Origin of the sequence: Bradyrhizobium sp. (genome assembly GCF_004799445.1) — a bacterium.
Lineage (GTDB): Bacteria > Pseudomonadota > Alphaproteobacteria > Rhizobiales > Xanthobacteraceae > Bradyrhizobium.
On the sequence record NZ_SSNA01000012.1, the window covers coordinates 1 to 15565 of the forward strand.

At 61.4% G+C, this 15565-nt stretch carries 12 protein-coding genes and 1 pseudogene; 8 read left to right on the forward strand and 5 right to left on the reverse strand.

All coding sequences use genetic code 11. The annotated features are described in order from the left end of the window. Positions 1–488: 488 nt before the first annotated feature. Complete coding sequence (locus E8A46_RS00505; protein ID WP_291556064.1) at positions 489–1769, reverse strand: efflux RND transporter periplasmic adaptor subunit; 1281 nt, start codon at positions 1767–1769, stop codon at positions 489–491. A gap of 14 nt (positions 1770–1783) precedes the next feature. Next, the gene (locus tag E8A46_RS00510) at positions 1784–4996 is read right to left on the reverse strand and encodes an efflux RND transporter permease subunit (protein ID WP_291556067.1); all 3213 of its coding nucleotides are present in this window, start codon (positions 4994–4996) and stop codon (positions 1784–1786) included. Positions 4997–6016: 1020 nt separating this feature from the next. Between E8A46_RS00510 and E8A46_RS00515 the strand changes: the two genes are divergently transcribed. Next, on the forward strand, positions 6017–6316 hold the full coding sequence (locus tag E8A46_RS00515) for a hypothetical protein (RefSeq protein WP_291556069.1): 300 nt from the start codon (positions 6017–6019) through the stop codon (positions 6314–6316). Positions 6317–6393: 77 nt separating this feature from the next. Here the strand turns inward: E8A46_RS00515 and E8A46_RS00520 are convergent, their stop codons facing one another. Next, entirely contained in the window at positions 6394–7101 is a 708-nt protein-coding gene (locus tag E8A46_RS00520) for a GntR family transcriptional regulator (RefSeq protein ID WP_291556071.1), read from the reverse strand. A gap of 151 nt (positions 7102–7252) precedes the next feature. Here E8A46_RS00520 and E8A46_RS00525 point away from each other — a divergent pair, with 151 nt between their 5' ends. Genes E8A46_RS00525 through E8A46_RS00550 form a run of 6 tightly spaced genes read left to right on the forward strand, consistent with a single transcriptional unit; the run spans position 7253 to position 12945 of the window. Then, positions 7253–8086: a transporter substrate-binding domain-containing protein gene (locus E8A46_RS00525; protein WP_291556073.1), complete on the forward strand. Its 834-nt coding sequence runs from the start codon at positions 7253–7255 to the stop codon at positions 8084–8086. 42 nt (positions 8087–8128) lie between these two features. Then, positions 8129–8794 carry an amino acid ABC transporter permease gene (locus E8A46_RS00530; protein ID WP_291556076.1) on the forward strand — a complete coding sequence of 222 codons (666 nt, stop codon included), beginning with the start codon at positions 8129–8131 and terminating at the stop codon, positions 8792–8794. After that, on the forward strand, positions 8791–9450 hold the full coding sequence (locus tag E8A46_RS00535) for an amino acid ABC transporter permease (RefSeq protein WP_291556077.1): 660 nt from the start codon (positions 8791–8793) through the stop codon (positions 9448–9450). The genes E8A46_RS00530 and E8A46_RS00535 overlap by 4 nt, the downstream gene beginning before the upstream one ends. A gap of 35 nt (positions 9451–9485) precedes the next feature. Continuing rightward, the gene (locus E8A46_RS00540) at positions 9486–10217 is read left to right on the forward strand and encodes an amino acid ABC transporter ATP-binding protein (protein WP_291556084.1); all 732 of its coding nucleotides are present in this window, start codon (positions 9486–9488) and stop codon (positions 10215–10217) included. 39 nt (positions 10218–10256) lie between these two features. Next, positions 10257–11453: a mannonate dehydratase gene (uxuA, locus tag E8A46_RS00545; protein WP_291556079.1), complete on the forward strand. Its 1197-nt coding sequence runs from the start codon at positions 10257–10259 to the stop codon at positions 11451–11453. Positions 11454–11463: 10 nt separating this feature from the next. Next, positions 11464–12945 carry a mannitol dehydrogenase family protein gene (locus E8A46_RS00550; RefSeq protein ID WP_291556081.1) on the forward strand — a complete coding sequence of 494 codons (1482 nt, stop codon included), beginning with the start codon at positions 11464–11466 and terminating at the stop codon, positions 12943–12945. Here the strand turns inward: E8A46_RS00550 and E8A46_RS30385 are convergent. Further along, positions 12942–13157 carry a DUF6538 domain-containing protein gene (locus E8A46_RS30385; RefSeq protein ID WP_363250792.1) on the reverse strand — a complete coding sequence of 72 codons (216 nt, stop codon included), beginning with the start codon at positions 13155–13157 and terminating at the stop codon, positions 12942–12944. The genes E8A46_RS00550 and E8A46_RS30385 overlap by 4 nt on opposite strands. A 962-nt stretch (positions 13158–14119) precedes the next feature. On the opposite strand from E8A46_RS30385, the gene E8A46_RS00555 reads away from it, so the two are divergent. Continuing rightward, positions 14120–14515 (forward strand): hypothetical protein, encoded by a 396-nt coding sequence (locus tag E8A46_RS00555; protein ID WP_291556086.1) that lies wholly within the window; start codon positions 14120–14122, stop codon positions 14513–14515. 32 nt (positions 14516–14547) lie between these two features. Here E8A46_RS00555 and E8A46_RS00560 read toward each other — a convergent pair. After that, positions 14548–15565 (reverse strand): annotated as a pseudogene (locus E8A46_RS00560) (transposase); the annotation flags it as partial.

Consider the following 15565-nt stretch of genomic DNA (forward strand, 5'->3'; position numbering starts at 1 on the left):
GCCGTTGCGCGTGTCGCAGCGCCGGACGGAATGGCGCGGTGACCGCCGATCCGGTCGGAAGCCGCGCGCCGCCGAGGGAGCCGCGACGCCACCCTTCGGTCGATGGCCGGGCCACTGACCGAGAGCGCCCGCAGCAGACGCCAGCCAGACTTCATGTTGGGAAACTTGATTTCTATTGACAGTTTCTAGTCCCCCGAACGCCCGCTGGCGCCGCTGGGCACAAAGAAACACCATTCCAGACCCGCTGGGAAGCGTGAGCAAGCCGTTATCGGCGGGATGATGGTGACGCCGCCCGGGCCCGGCAACTAATATAAAATTTAGCGCCTTGTCAGAGGGTCCCGAGACACCGGCGATAGCGCTGACGCCCTCAATCATCGCTTCCGCAAAGACCCGTTCACCGAGGCTCGCACGCTGGGTCAGCCGCCCCGGGACTCCCGGTGTTGCAACCGCTCCACATGTCGCGCCGATGATCGGAGCCAATCCCCTGCCTATTTCGTTTCAGTCGCCTTTTCATGCGGCGGGTTGGCTTCTTTCACGACCTTGACGACTTCCCCCGAAGACAATGAATCTGACGGGCTGTTGACGATCGTATCGGACATATTGAGGCCGTTCAGAACCTCGAACTCGGTCCCGAGATTGCGGCCGAGCTTCACCGACCTCAGTTCAAGCTTGTCGCCGGGGCCAAGAATGGCGACCTGTGCGCCATCCTCACGAAAGATCAGCGCGCTGGTCGGAATCCGCAGCGCGCCGGGGTTGTCGGCCATGTTGAAGCTCACCTGCACAAACGTGCCCGGCTGCAGCAGATTGTCGGTATTGTCGGCATGAAGTTCAACCAGCAGCGTCCGCGAGGTCTTGGCGATCGCCTCGGCCGTGGTCGCCACCACCGCCTTGAACTTCTTGTCCGGATACTGCGGCAACACCAGATCGGCCGTCAGTCCGGCACGCATCCCGGCCGACATTTCCTGCGGCACCTGGACGAACACCCGCATCTCATGGACGTCGGCCACCCGGAAAAGCTGCGGCCCGCTCCCGCCGCCCACACCGCTGCCGGCGTTGATCAGCGCTCCGACGTCGGTATTGCGCGCGGTCACGATGCCGTCGAACGGAGCCACGATCCGCTTGAAGGCCTCCAGCGCGGTCAGCTGATCGACCTGGCTCTGGTTGACATTGGCATCCGCGAGGGCAGCCTTATAGCGCGCGTCGGCGCTGCCATATTCCGCCTTCTTCGCGTCTGTTTCTTGCTCGGAGACGACGCCTTTCGGCGAGTCGCGCCAACGCGCGTAGGTCGTGTCGGCGAATTTTCGCTCGGCGTCCCTGACGTTGACCTGCGCTTGCGCGGAAACGAGCTTCGCCTTGGCGGCGTCGAGCTGGGCGTCGAGATCCGGCGCGTCGATATCCGCGAGGAGTTGGCCTTTGTGGACATGGGCGCCGAAATCGAAATACCAATTCTTGAGATAGCCGCTGACCCGCGCATAGATCGGCGCCTCGAACCAGGCCTCGATATCACCGGGCAGCACGATCTGCTGCCCCGAAACGCCCTGCTTCGGCGTAACCGTGGCGACGACGGGAACGGCCTGCTCCACCGTCCATTTCGCCACCTCGCTTTCGTCGTGCCGGCGCAGCAGGATACCCGCGACGGCGATGCCGATCGCAACGAGCACGGCGATCGCCGTCGCCCAACGCACCCTGCTCGCCTTTGGCGCCAGTTCGGTTCGCTTCGGGAGCTTTTCCAATTGGTGCTGAGCGTCGTGCGGATGGGTGTCAAGCAAGGTATTCTCCCGGATCACAAGCTCGGCCCGCCCAACGGCGTACCAGAGATCTCCGGTGCCGGGTCGCGACGGTGGCGGTGAAGGACGCTGAAGACGGTTGGAACGAAGAAAAGAGTGGCAATGGTCGCGACCGCGAGGCCGCCGATCACGGCGCGGCCGAGCGGGGCATTCTGCTCGCCGCCTTCGCCCATCGCCAGCGCCATCGGGACCATGCCGATGATCATGGCGAGCGCCGTCATCAACACCGGGCGGAAGCGGGTAAATCCGGCCTCCATCGCGGCGGTCGAAGCGTCAAGGCCGTTCTCCAGGCCCTCGCGGGCGAAGCTGACGAGCAGGATGCTGTTGGCGGTGGCGATGCCCATACACATGATGGCGCCGGTGAGGGCCGGCACCGACAGCGTGGTACCGGTCGCGAACAGCATCCAGACGATGCCGGCCAGCGCGCCGGGCAGCGCCGTGATGATGATGAACGGGTCGAGCCATGACTGGAAGTTGACGACGATCACCAGATAGATCAGCACCACGGCACCGGCCAGGCCGAAATAGAGCTGGCTGTAGGCGTTGTTCATGGTCTGAACCTGGCCGCGCACCGTCACATAGGAGCCGCGCGGCAGATCCTGCTTGGTGTCGCTCAGGATCTTCGAAATATCCTTGGAGATGGCGCCGAGGTCGCGCCCCTGGATGTCGCCGAAGACGTCGATCACCGGCTGCACGTTGTAGTGGGAGACGACGCCGGGGCTCGGACCCTGGGTGATGTGCGCGAGCCCGCCCAGATATCGCGACCCGCCGGCATCCTGGGATGTGATTGGGATGTTGGACAGGTCCGAGATGCTGTTGATCCGGTACTGCGGCATCTGGGCCACGATCGGATAAGACACGCCGTTTTCGGTATTGAGCCAGAAATTGGGCTTCACCTGGGCGCTGCCCGAGAGCGTGACGAGCAGACTGTTGGCGACGTCGCGCTGGGTCAGCCCGACCTCGGCGGCAAGCGTCCGGTCAACCTCGACATTGACCTGAGGATAGTTAAGGACCTGCTGGATGCGGACATCCGCGATACCGGACACCTGGCGGATGCGCTTGAGCAGATCGGTGGCATAGGCGTAATTTTCCTTCAGCTTGTTGCCGATGACCTGCACGTCGATCGGCGCCGGCAGACCGAAATTCAGGATTTGCGACACGATATCAGCGGGCAGGAAGGAGAAGGTGGTGCCCGGAAACTTCTGTGGCAAGACGGTGCGCAGCGCCTTGACGTAGCCGGCGGTGGCATCGTGATCCTCCTTCAGACTGATCAGCGCATCGCCGTCCTCGGGGCCGATTGTCCCGGTATTCTGGTAGGCCATGTTGATGCCGCTGAACGGCAAGCCGATATTGTCGACGATGTTGTCGAGCTGCTCGGGCGGAATGGTCGCGCGAACGGTCTGCTCGATCTGCTCCATGAGACGGGCTGTCTCCTCGATTCGCGTGCCGGGCTGGGCGCGCACATGCATCAGGATTTGGCCGGAATCGACGGAGGGGAAAAAGTTCGAGCCCAAGAACGGCGCCAGCCCGAACGACAAGACAACACAGACGAGAAATCCCACCATGAAGGTCTTTGGACGGTCCAGCGCCATCGCCAGTAGCGAGCGATACCGCTCGCGGAAGCGCTCGAACCGAGCCTCGAACCCTTGTTGGAAGCGCAACACCGGATTGCGCGAGCGCGGCGCCGGCGCGCCATGCCCGTGCCCGATGTGGCTCTCGACGCTGTGGTGGTGGCCCCGCATGAGATAGTTGGCCATGGTTGGGACCAGCGTTCGCGACAGCAGGAATGAGCCGATCAGCGCGAAGACGACGGCTTCGGCCAGCGGCCGGAACAGATATCCCGCGACGCCACCGAGCTGGAACATCGGCACGAACACGATGCACAGGCAGAGCAGGGTCACGAAGGCAGGGATGACGATCTGCTGCGCGCCATCCAGGATCGCCGGTTCGATTTCCTTGCCCTGCTCCAGGTGAAAATTGATGTTCTCAATTGTGACCGTTCCGTCATCGACCAGGATGCCGACAGCGAGTGCGAGGCCGCCAAGCGTCATGACGTTGATGGTCTCGCCGAGAAGGGACAGCGCGATCAGCGAGAACAGAACGGCAAGCGGAATTTCAGTGAGAATGATGACCGTCGAGCGCCAGCTGCCGAGAAACAGCAGGATCATCACGCCGACCAGTGCCGCGGCCAGCGCGGCCTCGCGGATGACGCCGAGGACCGCGGCTTTGACAAAGACCGACTGATCGCCCACGGCTTTCAGGTTGAGGCTCGAGGGCAGGCTTTCCTGGACGCGCGGCAGCAGTGACTTGATGCCGTCGATGATATCAAGCGTCGACGATGATCCTGTCTTGAGGATGGTCATCAGCACCGCGCGCGCGCCGTTGACCCGGACCATATTGGCTTGCGGCGGTGAACCCTGATGGACGAAGGCAACGTCGCGCACGAAGATAACCGCGCCGTTGATTTTCTTCACCGGCAGGTCATTGATCTTGTCGAGCAGGACGGGGCTGGCGTTGAGCGACACGTTCCAGTCGAACTTGCCGATCTTCTGGTCGCCGGCCGGGAGAATGAGGTTCTGCACCGAAATGGCGTTGACGACGTCCTCGGCCGAGACGCTGTGCGCCTGCATCGCCTGCTGATCGAGATCGACCTGCACCTGCAGAACCTTGCCGCCATAGGGCGACGGCACCGCCGCCCCCTGGACGGTGGCGAGCTGCGGCCGGATGAAGTTCTGCCCGAGATCGAACAGCTTCATCTGGGGCAGCGACCGGCTCGACAGCGCAAGCTGCAGGATCGGCACGCTCGACGCGTTGTAGCTCAGGACATAGGGCGGCGTGATGCCGGGCGGCAGCAGCTTCAGCACGGTCTGCGATGCCGCCGTCACCTGTGCCAGCGCCGTGCTGATATTGACCCCCTTCTGGAAGAATATCTTGACCACGCCATAGCCGCTCAGCGATTGCGACTCGATATGTTCGATGTCGCCGACCTGGGCGCTCAGGGTGCGCTCGTAATAATAGATCACGCGGCTCGACATGTCGTTCGGCAACAGGCCGTTATAGGTCCAGACGACGCTGACCACCGGGATATTAATGTTCGGAAAGATATCGGTCGGAGTGAGCAGCGCCGCGCGTATGCCGAAAAGCGCAATCAGCAGCGAAAAAACGACAAACGTATAGGGGCGCCTGAGCGCTACTTGGACGATCCACACGCCGCTATCCTCCTAAAAACCGGCCGGAAAATCGATTTCCGGAAAGATATCGACGGGCCTGCGCAGCCCCGCGCCAACCTCCGTCAGGCCAACCTGGACGATCGATGCGATATTCTTGCACGAAGGGGCGTTGCTCACAGCATATCCGTTCCCAACGAATTGGCTGCCGGGCGTCTGAACAATGCCGAACCGGTCAGACGAAAGCCAACTGACATACTAGCAGTATCCACCGATCTCGGCGAGGGGCTTACTACCCCTGGCAAGCCCGCGCCGGATAACATCATGGCAGTCACTTCAGATCCTTTCCCAGGGCCAAATGCTGATCGATGGTGCCGGCACATCTTGGCCAACAAAAACCCATCCCCGCGGTCGCGCGGAGCCAGTTCCCCCGCGGGGATGATGGTGACCGCATCGCACCACGGCAACTAATATAAAATTTAGCGGCCGGTCAGTGGGTTCTGCGGAAAAGGCCTTTCGGGCTCGTGCGGGAAGCGCGTTGCCGGGCGCCGCGCCGGGCTGATGGCGATTGGACTGCGGACCGGCAGATCAGGACGATGGAACGAACAATTCCTGATCGCCACAAAGCCAGCGAGCTGAGCCGACACGCGGTCCGGCTAACCGGCCGAAGATTTGAAAATCGAGTTCTTCTGACGAGACCAACGCGGTACTCGGCCCCGCAAGCGCCTGCTTGCGTCTACTTGCGCGGCCTGCCGCGCTTGGCAAAGACAACCCCGCGCTCATCGGCGCTGCAGCGAAGTGAGCTTGCCAACTTCAGAGCTTCGTTACGTTCAGGACCGGGGGCCATCTGTCGCGCAAGTTCCAACGCGTCCGCGGCGGCGACGTCGCTATCGAACCGGTCAGATGAGCGTTGAGTTTCTTTGCTCATCGCTCTGCAAAGCTCCCTGCCTATATTTTAATCACGGGTGTATATAAGAGTGGCGTGATTCCCTGTCAACGTCAACGACCTGCAACTACAACGTTTGATCGGCGTCGAATTTTTGCACGCTCGAAGCCGCATTCATGCCACGGCAGCAGCGCGCGGTGAATGTTTCGCCTTCGCGCCCAATTGAAATTGCATTCAACGCAGCGAAATCCAGAACGCTGCAGGAGCGGAACTGGCTTTATCCAAAACACACGTTTCTAAGGGGATGGATGTGCCTGGAGGAGCAAATGCTGACCACGGGCGGGTTGTCCCTCGCCCCATTTAACAGCAATTGTGTCGATGTCGACCGTCAAATAAAGGCCGACATCGGCGGCCGGTTTTTCCAATCGCGGCGCATCTGGTCGATGGGATCCGCTCCACCGATTGCGCAATATTGATTACTGCTTTGATCGCCATTTAATCAATGCGTGATCGATGGGGAGGACGATATCTCAGGCCGTTCCGGTCAGTTGACCTAATTTTCGCTAATGTCATCGTTGATGAGGTCAGGATTGGTGCGCATCAACGCCGCCGTCGTCTCGACCACGATTGACAGATGCGCACGCAAGGTCTTCTCGGCCGTGTCCGCGTCCCGTGCCACAACGGCCTCGAGAATGGCGCGATGCTGGCGGATAAGTAAATCGACCGGCGTCACCGCAGGAAGGCTAAGGAAGCGAATACGGTCGAACTGCGCCTTCTGGCTCTCGACCACCGACCAGATATCGCCGTAACCGATAGCGTCGGCGAACGCACGGTGGAAACGATCGTCCGCGTCAGCGAACAGATGCGGATCGCTGCCAGCGCGTTCCTGCTCAGCGATTGCGCGCTTGACCTCGCGCAGCGCCGCCGGAGAGATTCCATGCTCAGCAGCCTCGCGAATGACCGCCAGTTCCAGCGCGCTCCGAACAAAGCGCGCGCGCTTGACCGCCTTGAGCGAGATACGACTGACGAAGGTGCCGCGCTGCGGCCAGACCTCGATCAGGCCATCGTCGACCAGCCGGACGATGGCCTCGCGAACCGGGGTGCGGCTGGTCCGGAAACGAAGACCGAGTTCGTTTTCGGAAAGCCTTTCGCCCGGGCGCAACCTCATGCGGACGATATCTGACCGGATTGTTTGGTAGATTGTTGCAGCATTGGCGGGTGTCTCGCCGGGCCGGGGCAGACTCCGCTTCTCGTGCACCATCTCGCTCCTTGCATAGCCACTGAATACAGCCCTTGACTGTCCTTGTATACAAGTATACGTGTGGGCTGTCTATGCTCGATTTTCGGGCCGGATCGTCCGAGCTTTTCAAAAAATAAAGCCGCCGCAACAAATCGACCGGGAGGACTTCCTGATGCCGTCATTCGAAAGCGGCGTGCTCGCGCTGACCGTTGCCGCCTGCATCGCCACCTTAGCCGCTCCAGTCAAAGCCGACGAAGCCGTGCCCACCAGCAGCCCGCGCGTCCAGGCGATCCAGAAGGCCGGTGTTTTTCGCGTTGGCGTGCTCGCCAACCCGCCATGGCTTGTCGAGAACACCAGCGGCAGCGGCGAGCAATGGTCCGGCCCTGGCTGGACGCTCGCCAAGGAGTATGCCCGACTGCTCGGCGTGAAGCTCCAGCCGGTCGCGGTCTCGCACGAGACCAAGGTGCCGGTGCTAGCTTCCAATCAGGTCGACATGACGGTCTCTCCGCTTTCGGTCACCCCCGAGCGCCTCAAGGTGATCGACTTCATCACCTACTCGGCGACAAGCCTGTGCGTTTTTGGCCGGGCGGACAACCCGAAGGTTGCCAACGCCAAGAGCATCGACGATTTCAACAAGGAAGGCGTGATCGTCGCCTATTACACCGGCGGTGGCGAGGAGCACTGGGTCAAGAGCCGCTTCCCGAATGCGACGCTGCGCGGGGTTTCGACCGCCGGCACAGCGGCGCCCGTCGAGGAGATCATGGGCAAGCGCGCCGACGTGACGCCGATCAACCGGATTCCCTGGGTTGCGCTCAACAAGAAGGTCAAGGGTCTCAAGGCCCTGCCGGAGGGCAACAATTGCCAGGACAGCAAGGAAATGGGCACCGACATCGGTTCGGCCATCGACAAGAACCAGCCCGAGTTCCTCGCCTGGCTAAAAGCCGTCGCGGCGCGCATGCGGCCGGAACTGGCCACTGAGGAATCCAGGATGATTGACAAGATGTAATGCCGGCCGGCGCGCCCCCTTGACCGATCACGGGCCTCACCAATGGATTTCGACTTTTCACCCCTGATCGACAGCTGGCGCTTCCTCGCCTCCGGCCTTGGCCTCACGATCGTGCTTTCGGTCACTGCGGTAGCTTGCAGCTTCGTGCTCGGTCTGGCCGTCGGTCTCGGCAGGATGTACGGCCGCACTTGGCTGCGCACGCTGCTGGTTTTCTATATCGATTCCATGCGCGCCATTCCTGTCTTCGTCGTGCTGGTCTGGATCTATTTCGCGGTGCCGATCATTTCCGGCTACAGCTTCGATCCCTTCTGGGCGGCACTGACCGGCATCACCATTCACGTCGCGGCCTATGTCGCCGAGGTGATCCGCGCCGGTATCACGTCCATTCGCAAGGGGCAGGTCCAGGCAGGTCTCGCCATCGGCATGTCAGGCGCGCAAATCATCCGGCAAATTCTGTTGCCGCAGGCAATTGTGCGCATGCTGCCAGCCTTCGGCTCGATCGTGTCGGTCACGATCAAGGACACGGCCATCGCTGCCGTCATCGCCGTGCCGGAACTGATGCGTCAGGCTGAAACCGTGGCTGGCCAGAGCTACAGGCCAATCGAGGTCTTCACCACGGTGATGGTGATCTATTTCCTGCTGATCTTTCCCATCACACGTTTGATCGACCGGTACTATATCCGGGTCGCCCATCTGGGCCGGTCATGAACCTCGATTGGTCCATCGTCTGGCAAAGCCGCGGGCCGCTGCTCGAAGGCGCGCTCGTCACCATCCTGCTGACCGCGCTGACCATGATGATCGCCGTGCCCGGCGGTATCGTGTTGGCGCTGATGCGCGGCTCGCGCTTGAGGCCCGTCGCTTGGTTCGCGACCGGCTTCGTCGAACTCTTTCGCAATCTGCCGCTGTTGCTGCTGGTCTACTGGGCTTTCTATGTCATGCCGGTGCTGACCGGTCTCGGTCTGCCGCCTTTCGCCACCGGCCTTGCCGCGCTCTGCCTGAACGTTTCGGCCTACAATTCCGAGACATTTCGCTCCGGCATCAATTCCATCCGCAGGGGCCAGTCTGAAGCCGGACTCGCGCTTGGGATGAGCCGATCTGAAGTCTTTCGCCAAATCGTGCTGCCCCAGGCCTGGCGGCGCGTGCTGCCGATCCTCGCCAGCACCTGGGTCTCACTCTTCAAGGATACCTCGCTCGTCTCGGTCATCGCCGTCGGCGAACTCGCCCATACCGCGATGCAGATCCGCTCGCAAAGCTTCCGGGTGCTGGAGATGTTGACGGCGATGGCCGCCATCTACTGGTTGCTGGGTTATCCGCAGGCCAAGATCGTCGACTGGATTCATCGGAAATATGGAGTGCGGGAATGACTGTCTTCGTCCGCAAGAACGCCGATAAGCCGCCGATGCTGGTCTACGAGAATGTCAAGAAATGCTATGGCACCTTCATGGCCGTCAACGGCGTCTCGCTGCATGTCAATGCCGGCGAGGTCGTCTGCCTGATCGGTCCCTCCGGCTCCGGCAAATCGACCCTGCTCCGATGCACCAACGCTCTGGAGACGATCGACGGCGGCGAAATCCGCTTCGAAGGCAAGCCGCTGCCGACGAAGGACGCCGAGATCCGCCAGATTCGCCAGCGGATGGGAATGGTGTTTCAGAGTTTTGAGCTATTCCCGCACAAGACCGCGCTCGAGAACGTCTCCATAGGACTGACCACCGTCAAGAAGATGGCCACTGAGAAAGCCAGGACGCGCGCAATCGCCCTGCTCACCAAGGTTGGACTGGCCGACAAGACCGCGAACTATCCCGCGAACCTCTCTGGTGGCCAGCAGCAGCGCGTGGCGATCGCCCGGGCGCTTGCCATGGAACCGCATGTCATGCTTTTCGACGAGCCGACCTCGGCGCTCGATCCCGAAACCGTCGGCGAAGTGCTGAACGTGATGCGCAATCTTGCCCAGGAAGGCATGACGATGATCGTCGTCACGCACGAAATGAGTTTTGCGCGGCGCGTTGCCAATTGGGTCGTGGTGTTCGAGCGCGGACAACTGCTCGAACAGGGGCCGCCGCAGCAAATCTTTGAAGCCCCGACGATCGAGCGGACACGGGATTTTCTAGGCCATCTCGGCTGGAGCGGCTAAGACCGGCTAAACGACACACTGGCATAAGGAACTAATGACGTGGAACAGACCTGGCGCTGGTGGGGCCCGAACGACATCATCACCCTGTCGCATGTCTGCCAGGTTGGCGCGACCGGCATCGTCACGGCGTTGCACGACATTCCGACCGGAGAACTCTGGTCATCGGACGCGGTCGCCGAACGCAAACGCGCGATCGAATCGGACCGCCGCCTCGGTCTGCGCTGGAGCGTGGTGGAAAGCCTGCCGATCCACGAACGTATCAAGCTCGGCGAAGGCAACCCAAGCGAGTTGCTCGACACCTATCGCCAATCGATGCGCAATCTCGCCATGCATGGGGTGACGACGATCTGTTATAATTTCATGCCCGTGCTCGACTGGGCGCGGACGCAGCTGCGCGCGCCGCTGCCTGGCGGCGGCAACGCGCTCCGCTTCAACGCGCATGAATTCGCGGCGTTCGATTGCTACATGCTGCGGCGCGACGGCGCCGACATCGACTACAACGCCGATGTGCTCGACCACGCCAAGTCCTGGTTCGCGAAGGCCACCGAAGACGACAAGCGCCGGCTGCTTGGAGCCATCATGGCCGGGCTGCCCGGCGCCTTCGACCGCTACGACATCGAGGGATTGAGAACGATGCTGGCGCGCTATCGGGGTATTGACCGGTTTCGCCTGCGCGAGAACCTTGCCTGTTTCCTGCGCGAGATCATTCCAACCGCCGAAGAAGTCGGCATCCGCATGGCGATCCACCCGGACGACCCGCCCCGGCCGCTGCTCGGCTTGCCGCGCATCTGCAGCAACGCCGAGGATATCGCGTTCATACTCGATGCGGTCCCCTCGCCGTCAAACGGACTGACTTTCTGCACCGGCTCGCTCGGCGCCAGCTATGCCAACGATCTCCCGGCGATGGCGCGGCGCTTTGCTCCGAACATCCATTTCGCCCACTTGCGCAACGTTGCCAAGCAAGCGGACGGATCCTTCATGGAAGCCGATCATCTGGGCGGCGACAATGACATGGTCGGCGTCGTCAAGGCGCTGCTGAGCGAGCAAAAACGCCGGCGCGATGCAGGCGAAGCAAACTGGCGCATTCCGTTCCGCCCCGACCACGGCCGCGAATTGCTGGACGATGTCGGCAAGCCAACGCATCCCGGCTATCCCGCCATCGGCCGCATGCGCGGTTTGGCGGAAATCCGCGGCGTCATGACGGCGCTTGCGGCCGAGCACGGTTTTCCGATCTAGGAACAGCCAGTTGTCCCCCCGCCAGCGCCTGTCAGCCGCAAGCCTCTCCGCACTGCCCGCCAACGTCGCAAGACCGGCCTACGATCGCTCAGCCATCGCGACCGGCATCGTGCATCTTGGCATCGGCTCCTTTCATCGCGCGCACCAGGCGGTCTACACCGACAGCGTGCTCACAAGCGGCGACCGGCGCTGGGGCATCGTCGGTGCAAGCCTGCGCAGTCCCGATACGCGCGACATATTGAACGCGCAGGACTACTTCTACACGCTCAATCTACGGGCCGAGGCAGAGGCGCTACGTGTCATCGGCAGCTTGCAGGACATTCTCGTCGCCCCGGAAAACCCCGCCGTTCTCATCGAAACGCTTTGTCGGCCGTCGGTCGCCGTCGTCAGCCTGACCGTGACGGAAAAAGGTTATCACTACGATCCGGCAACCCGCGCGCTGAACGAAGGCGGTCCCAATATCCGGCACGACCTCGCTCATCCCGGCGCGCCGCGTACCATCTTTGGTTTCCTTGCCGCTGCCATCGCCCGTCGCCGCAAGCTCGGCGTGATGCCCTTTACGGTTCTGTCCTGCGACAACCTCCCCGCCAATGGCCGCACGCTGCATGGGCTATTGTCCCGTTACGCCCAACTGGTATCGCCCGACCTCGGCAGCTTCGTGCGCGACGAAATCCTCTGCCCCAACACGATGGTTGACCGCATCGTTCCGGCCACGACGGATGACGACCGGCGACGCCTCGGCGATGCGCTCGGCGTCGATGATCTTTGGCCCGTCGTCGCCGAACCCTTCACCCAATGGGTGATCGAGGACCGCTTTTCCAGCGGCCGCCCGGCATGGGATGAGGCAGGCGCGACGTTCGTCAGGGATGTGGCCCCGTTCGAATCCATGAAGCTGCGGTTGCTGAACGGCAGCCATTCGGCGCTTGCCTATCTCGGCTACCTCTCGGGCTACGAAACGGTTGCGGAAGCAATGGGCGACGACGCGCTTGCCGGCTTCGCGGAAGGTCTCATGACCGACGCAATGCCAACACTTGATCTCACCTCGAATGTTGACGTCGGCGCCTACAAGGCATCCCTGCTGGCGCGATTCCGCAACAGGGCGCTGCATCACCGTACCTGGCAGATCGCGATGGACGGCTCGCAGAAGCTACCGCAGCGTATACTTGAACCGATCCGCGATCGTCTCGCCAAGGGGTTGCCGATCGAACGTCACGCTCTCGTGGTTGCCGGCTGGATGCGCTACGTCACCGGCGTTGACGAGCGCGGCCGGCTGATCGACGTGCGCGATCCGCTCCTGCAATCCATCCGCGATACACTTGAGAATGCTGGTCGCGATGTACCGCGCATCGTTGGCGCTTTGCTGGGCCTCAAGACGATTTTCGGCGGCGATCTACCGGCCGATCAACGCTTCCGGCTGGCGGTCAGCGACGCTTTGACCAGTATTTGTTCGGTCGGCAGCCGGCAAACGATCGAACGTCTCGCCAAGTTCTAGGACGCGTCCGGTGAACGCCAGACCGGACCTGCTCTCAGGCCAATACCCGAAAGTGGTCGGCGCGGAAATAAAACTAGGTGCATATGTGGTTGCAGGCTGCGCTTCTCCTCGCGCTTGCCGACAATCTTGCGCAAATCTTCCGGCACCCCTTTTCGGAGCCAGAAGACACCACGGTCGGGACGTTTCCACGGACGTGACATTGCAAGGGGCATTATACCAGCCTGTACCAGGCGGTGGTAGCGTCAAGCCATTGATTTTGCTTATCTTATTTCAAAACAAGTGCTTAAAAGCAGCGTGGTGCCCAGGGGCGGGTTGTCCCTCCGCCCTTTTAACATAAGCAAAATCAATTACTTAACGCCACCTCAGATTACCGCTTTGTACCAAGCAAATGTGCCGATGTCGACCGTCAAATAAGGGGCGATATCTGCCGGTGATTTTTCTAATCGCAGCGACTGGCTCGACTGAGGTGCCGGCACTCGCAGTAAAGAAATTGAGTGCCCCATCGCTGTCATAGGCTCCGAAATTCGGCGGCCAGTACGGAACGACATACTCGTCGACCCTTACACAATTGATCAAGCTGGGATTTTCCTAGCTCAGTTTATCAAACTTCCAATGAGCCCTTCCATTCTTCCAAGTTGCTGCACGGAGCCGGTGACGGGACCGCCCTTGGTCCCGTTCAGCTGAGATGCCTCGTTTTTATGAACGGCAGCTTCGCGCGCCAATAGCGGTCGTCCCGAAGGACGCGATTGGACGCTTTGCCGAGATTGGCGGGGTTCGTGCGTGGCTAGTAGTGGAAGTAAGCCCCTTAGAAAGTCCACCGCAGGCCGCACGTTGCACCAGCAGCAGTCGTTCGCCTTTGTGAAGCCTCGGTCAATGATGACCAAACGTCTCGCTTCCGAGACGGGCAATGTTACGGTCGCGACCATCCGCGCGGCCGAACAACAATCAATAAATTTTATCAGATGCCCGCTCAGTCGAAGGTCGGCTTTCCGGTCGCCTTCTCAACGGTCACGTCGGAGTAGAGAATTCCCCCGGTCGTAATCGTTATCTTCTGCCGGTTTTCACAAGACCCGTGCAGATACGAGGGTTGCTCGGGCCTACGCCTTCGAGCGCGTATTGGCGGGACAGCGGCCTATCCAGATCGCTCGTGCAACTGACTCCAGAGACGCCATAGTTGCCGACGATGGCCTCGGCTCATCGGGCCGGAAAGGCGATCGGGGAATTGGTCGTAAGACAATGGCGGCTCCAATTTCAGCATCCACCCGAATTTGTAACTTGCAAATATGTTCGCTTTTTGTTCTATGACGGTAAAATGGCCTCGGCAATGAAGCTTGAACATATCCGCGCCGAAATCGAGCGCATGCGGCATCAGATTTCGCGGCAGCGCAAAGACATTCAATCTCTCCAGCGCGATGGCATCGGCACGTTGCCTGCAGAAGCTCTGCTGGCCCGGATGCAGGCCACCGTCGACAACCTATGCGCCGAACGGGACAAGCGTGTCGGCGAGCAGCGGATGAAACATCCGGGCACCAGCAAGGTTATCAAAGGCCCGCGGACGCGACCGCGATAGGGCGCGGGGATTGCTGCGAATGGCGGTCGTGCGACCAGCATTGCGAGCCGTCTGAGGTTCTGCGCGATGGCGGCCAGAACAAACTCATCCTGGGCGCCTCGTGGACCACGCAGTCGAAGTCGACCGAGTCTCAGGATGCGCTTCAAGTGTGCGAACCGCATTTCGATCTTCTTGCGCTCACGCCGTGATTGCTCGAAGGCCTCGGTGTCCGCGAAAGACCGGGCAACGTCTCGGGCGTGCTCATGGATGTCGCGCGGAATCTTGCGAGATGGTTCCTTTGGGCAGCATTGCGGTTTGAGCGGGCATACATCGCAGTCAAGCTTGCTGGCGCGATACAGAAGCGTTTTGCCCTCATGCACGGTGCCGCTGGTCCCGAGCCGCTTTCCGCCCGGGCAGTGGTAGACGTCGCCGGTCGGGTCATATCGAAAGTCGCTGCGCGAGAAAGTGCCATCATCCCGCTTCGACTTGTCGAACACAGGGATATGTGGCGCGATGCCCTTTTCGACCAGCCAGTTCAGCATCGGAGCCGCCCCGTAAGCGGTATCCCCGACAAGCCGCTCCGGCTTGAGGCCGAAGCGGCTTGTCGGTTCGCTCGATTATGGTCTTCGCCGCGCCGACCTCGGCCTGGCGAATAGAACGGGATGCCTCCACGTCAACGATGACACCGAACTTCACGTCGATGAGATAATTGTCGGAGTAAGCGAAGAATGCCGGCCCCTTATGAGCCCCGGTCCATTGGGCCGCGGGATCGGACGGCGAGACAAACTTCGGGACAACCTCGCTGGCGGCGCCCCAAGCCGTATTCGTCGAGGGTCGCCAGATACTCCTTCACCGCGCGGCTGGTGGTCTTCGGATCGCGATCCCTGCGCCAGTCCTGACCCGCGATCGAGCGTTGCTTGTTGGCATCGGCCTGGATCAGGCTCGCATCAACCGCAAAGCCTTCGCCACCCACCAGGCCCGCCGCAATGCACGCCTCGACGACCCGTTCGAACATCCGGCGAAAAACATCTCCGTCGCGGAAACGCTCATTGCGGGCGCGTGAGAACGCCG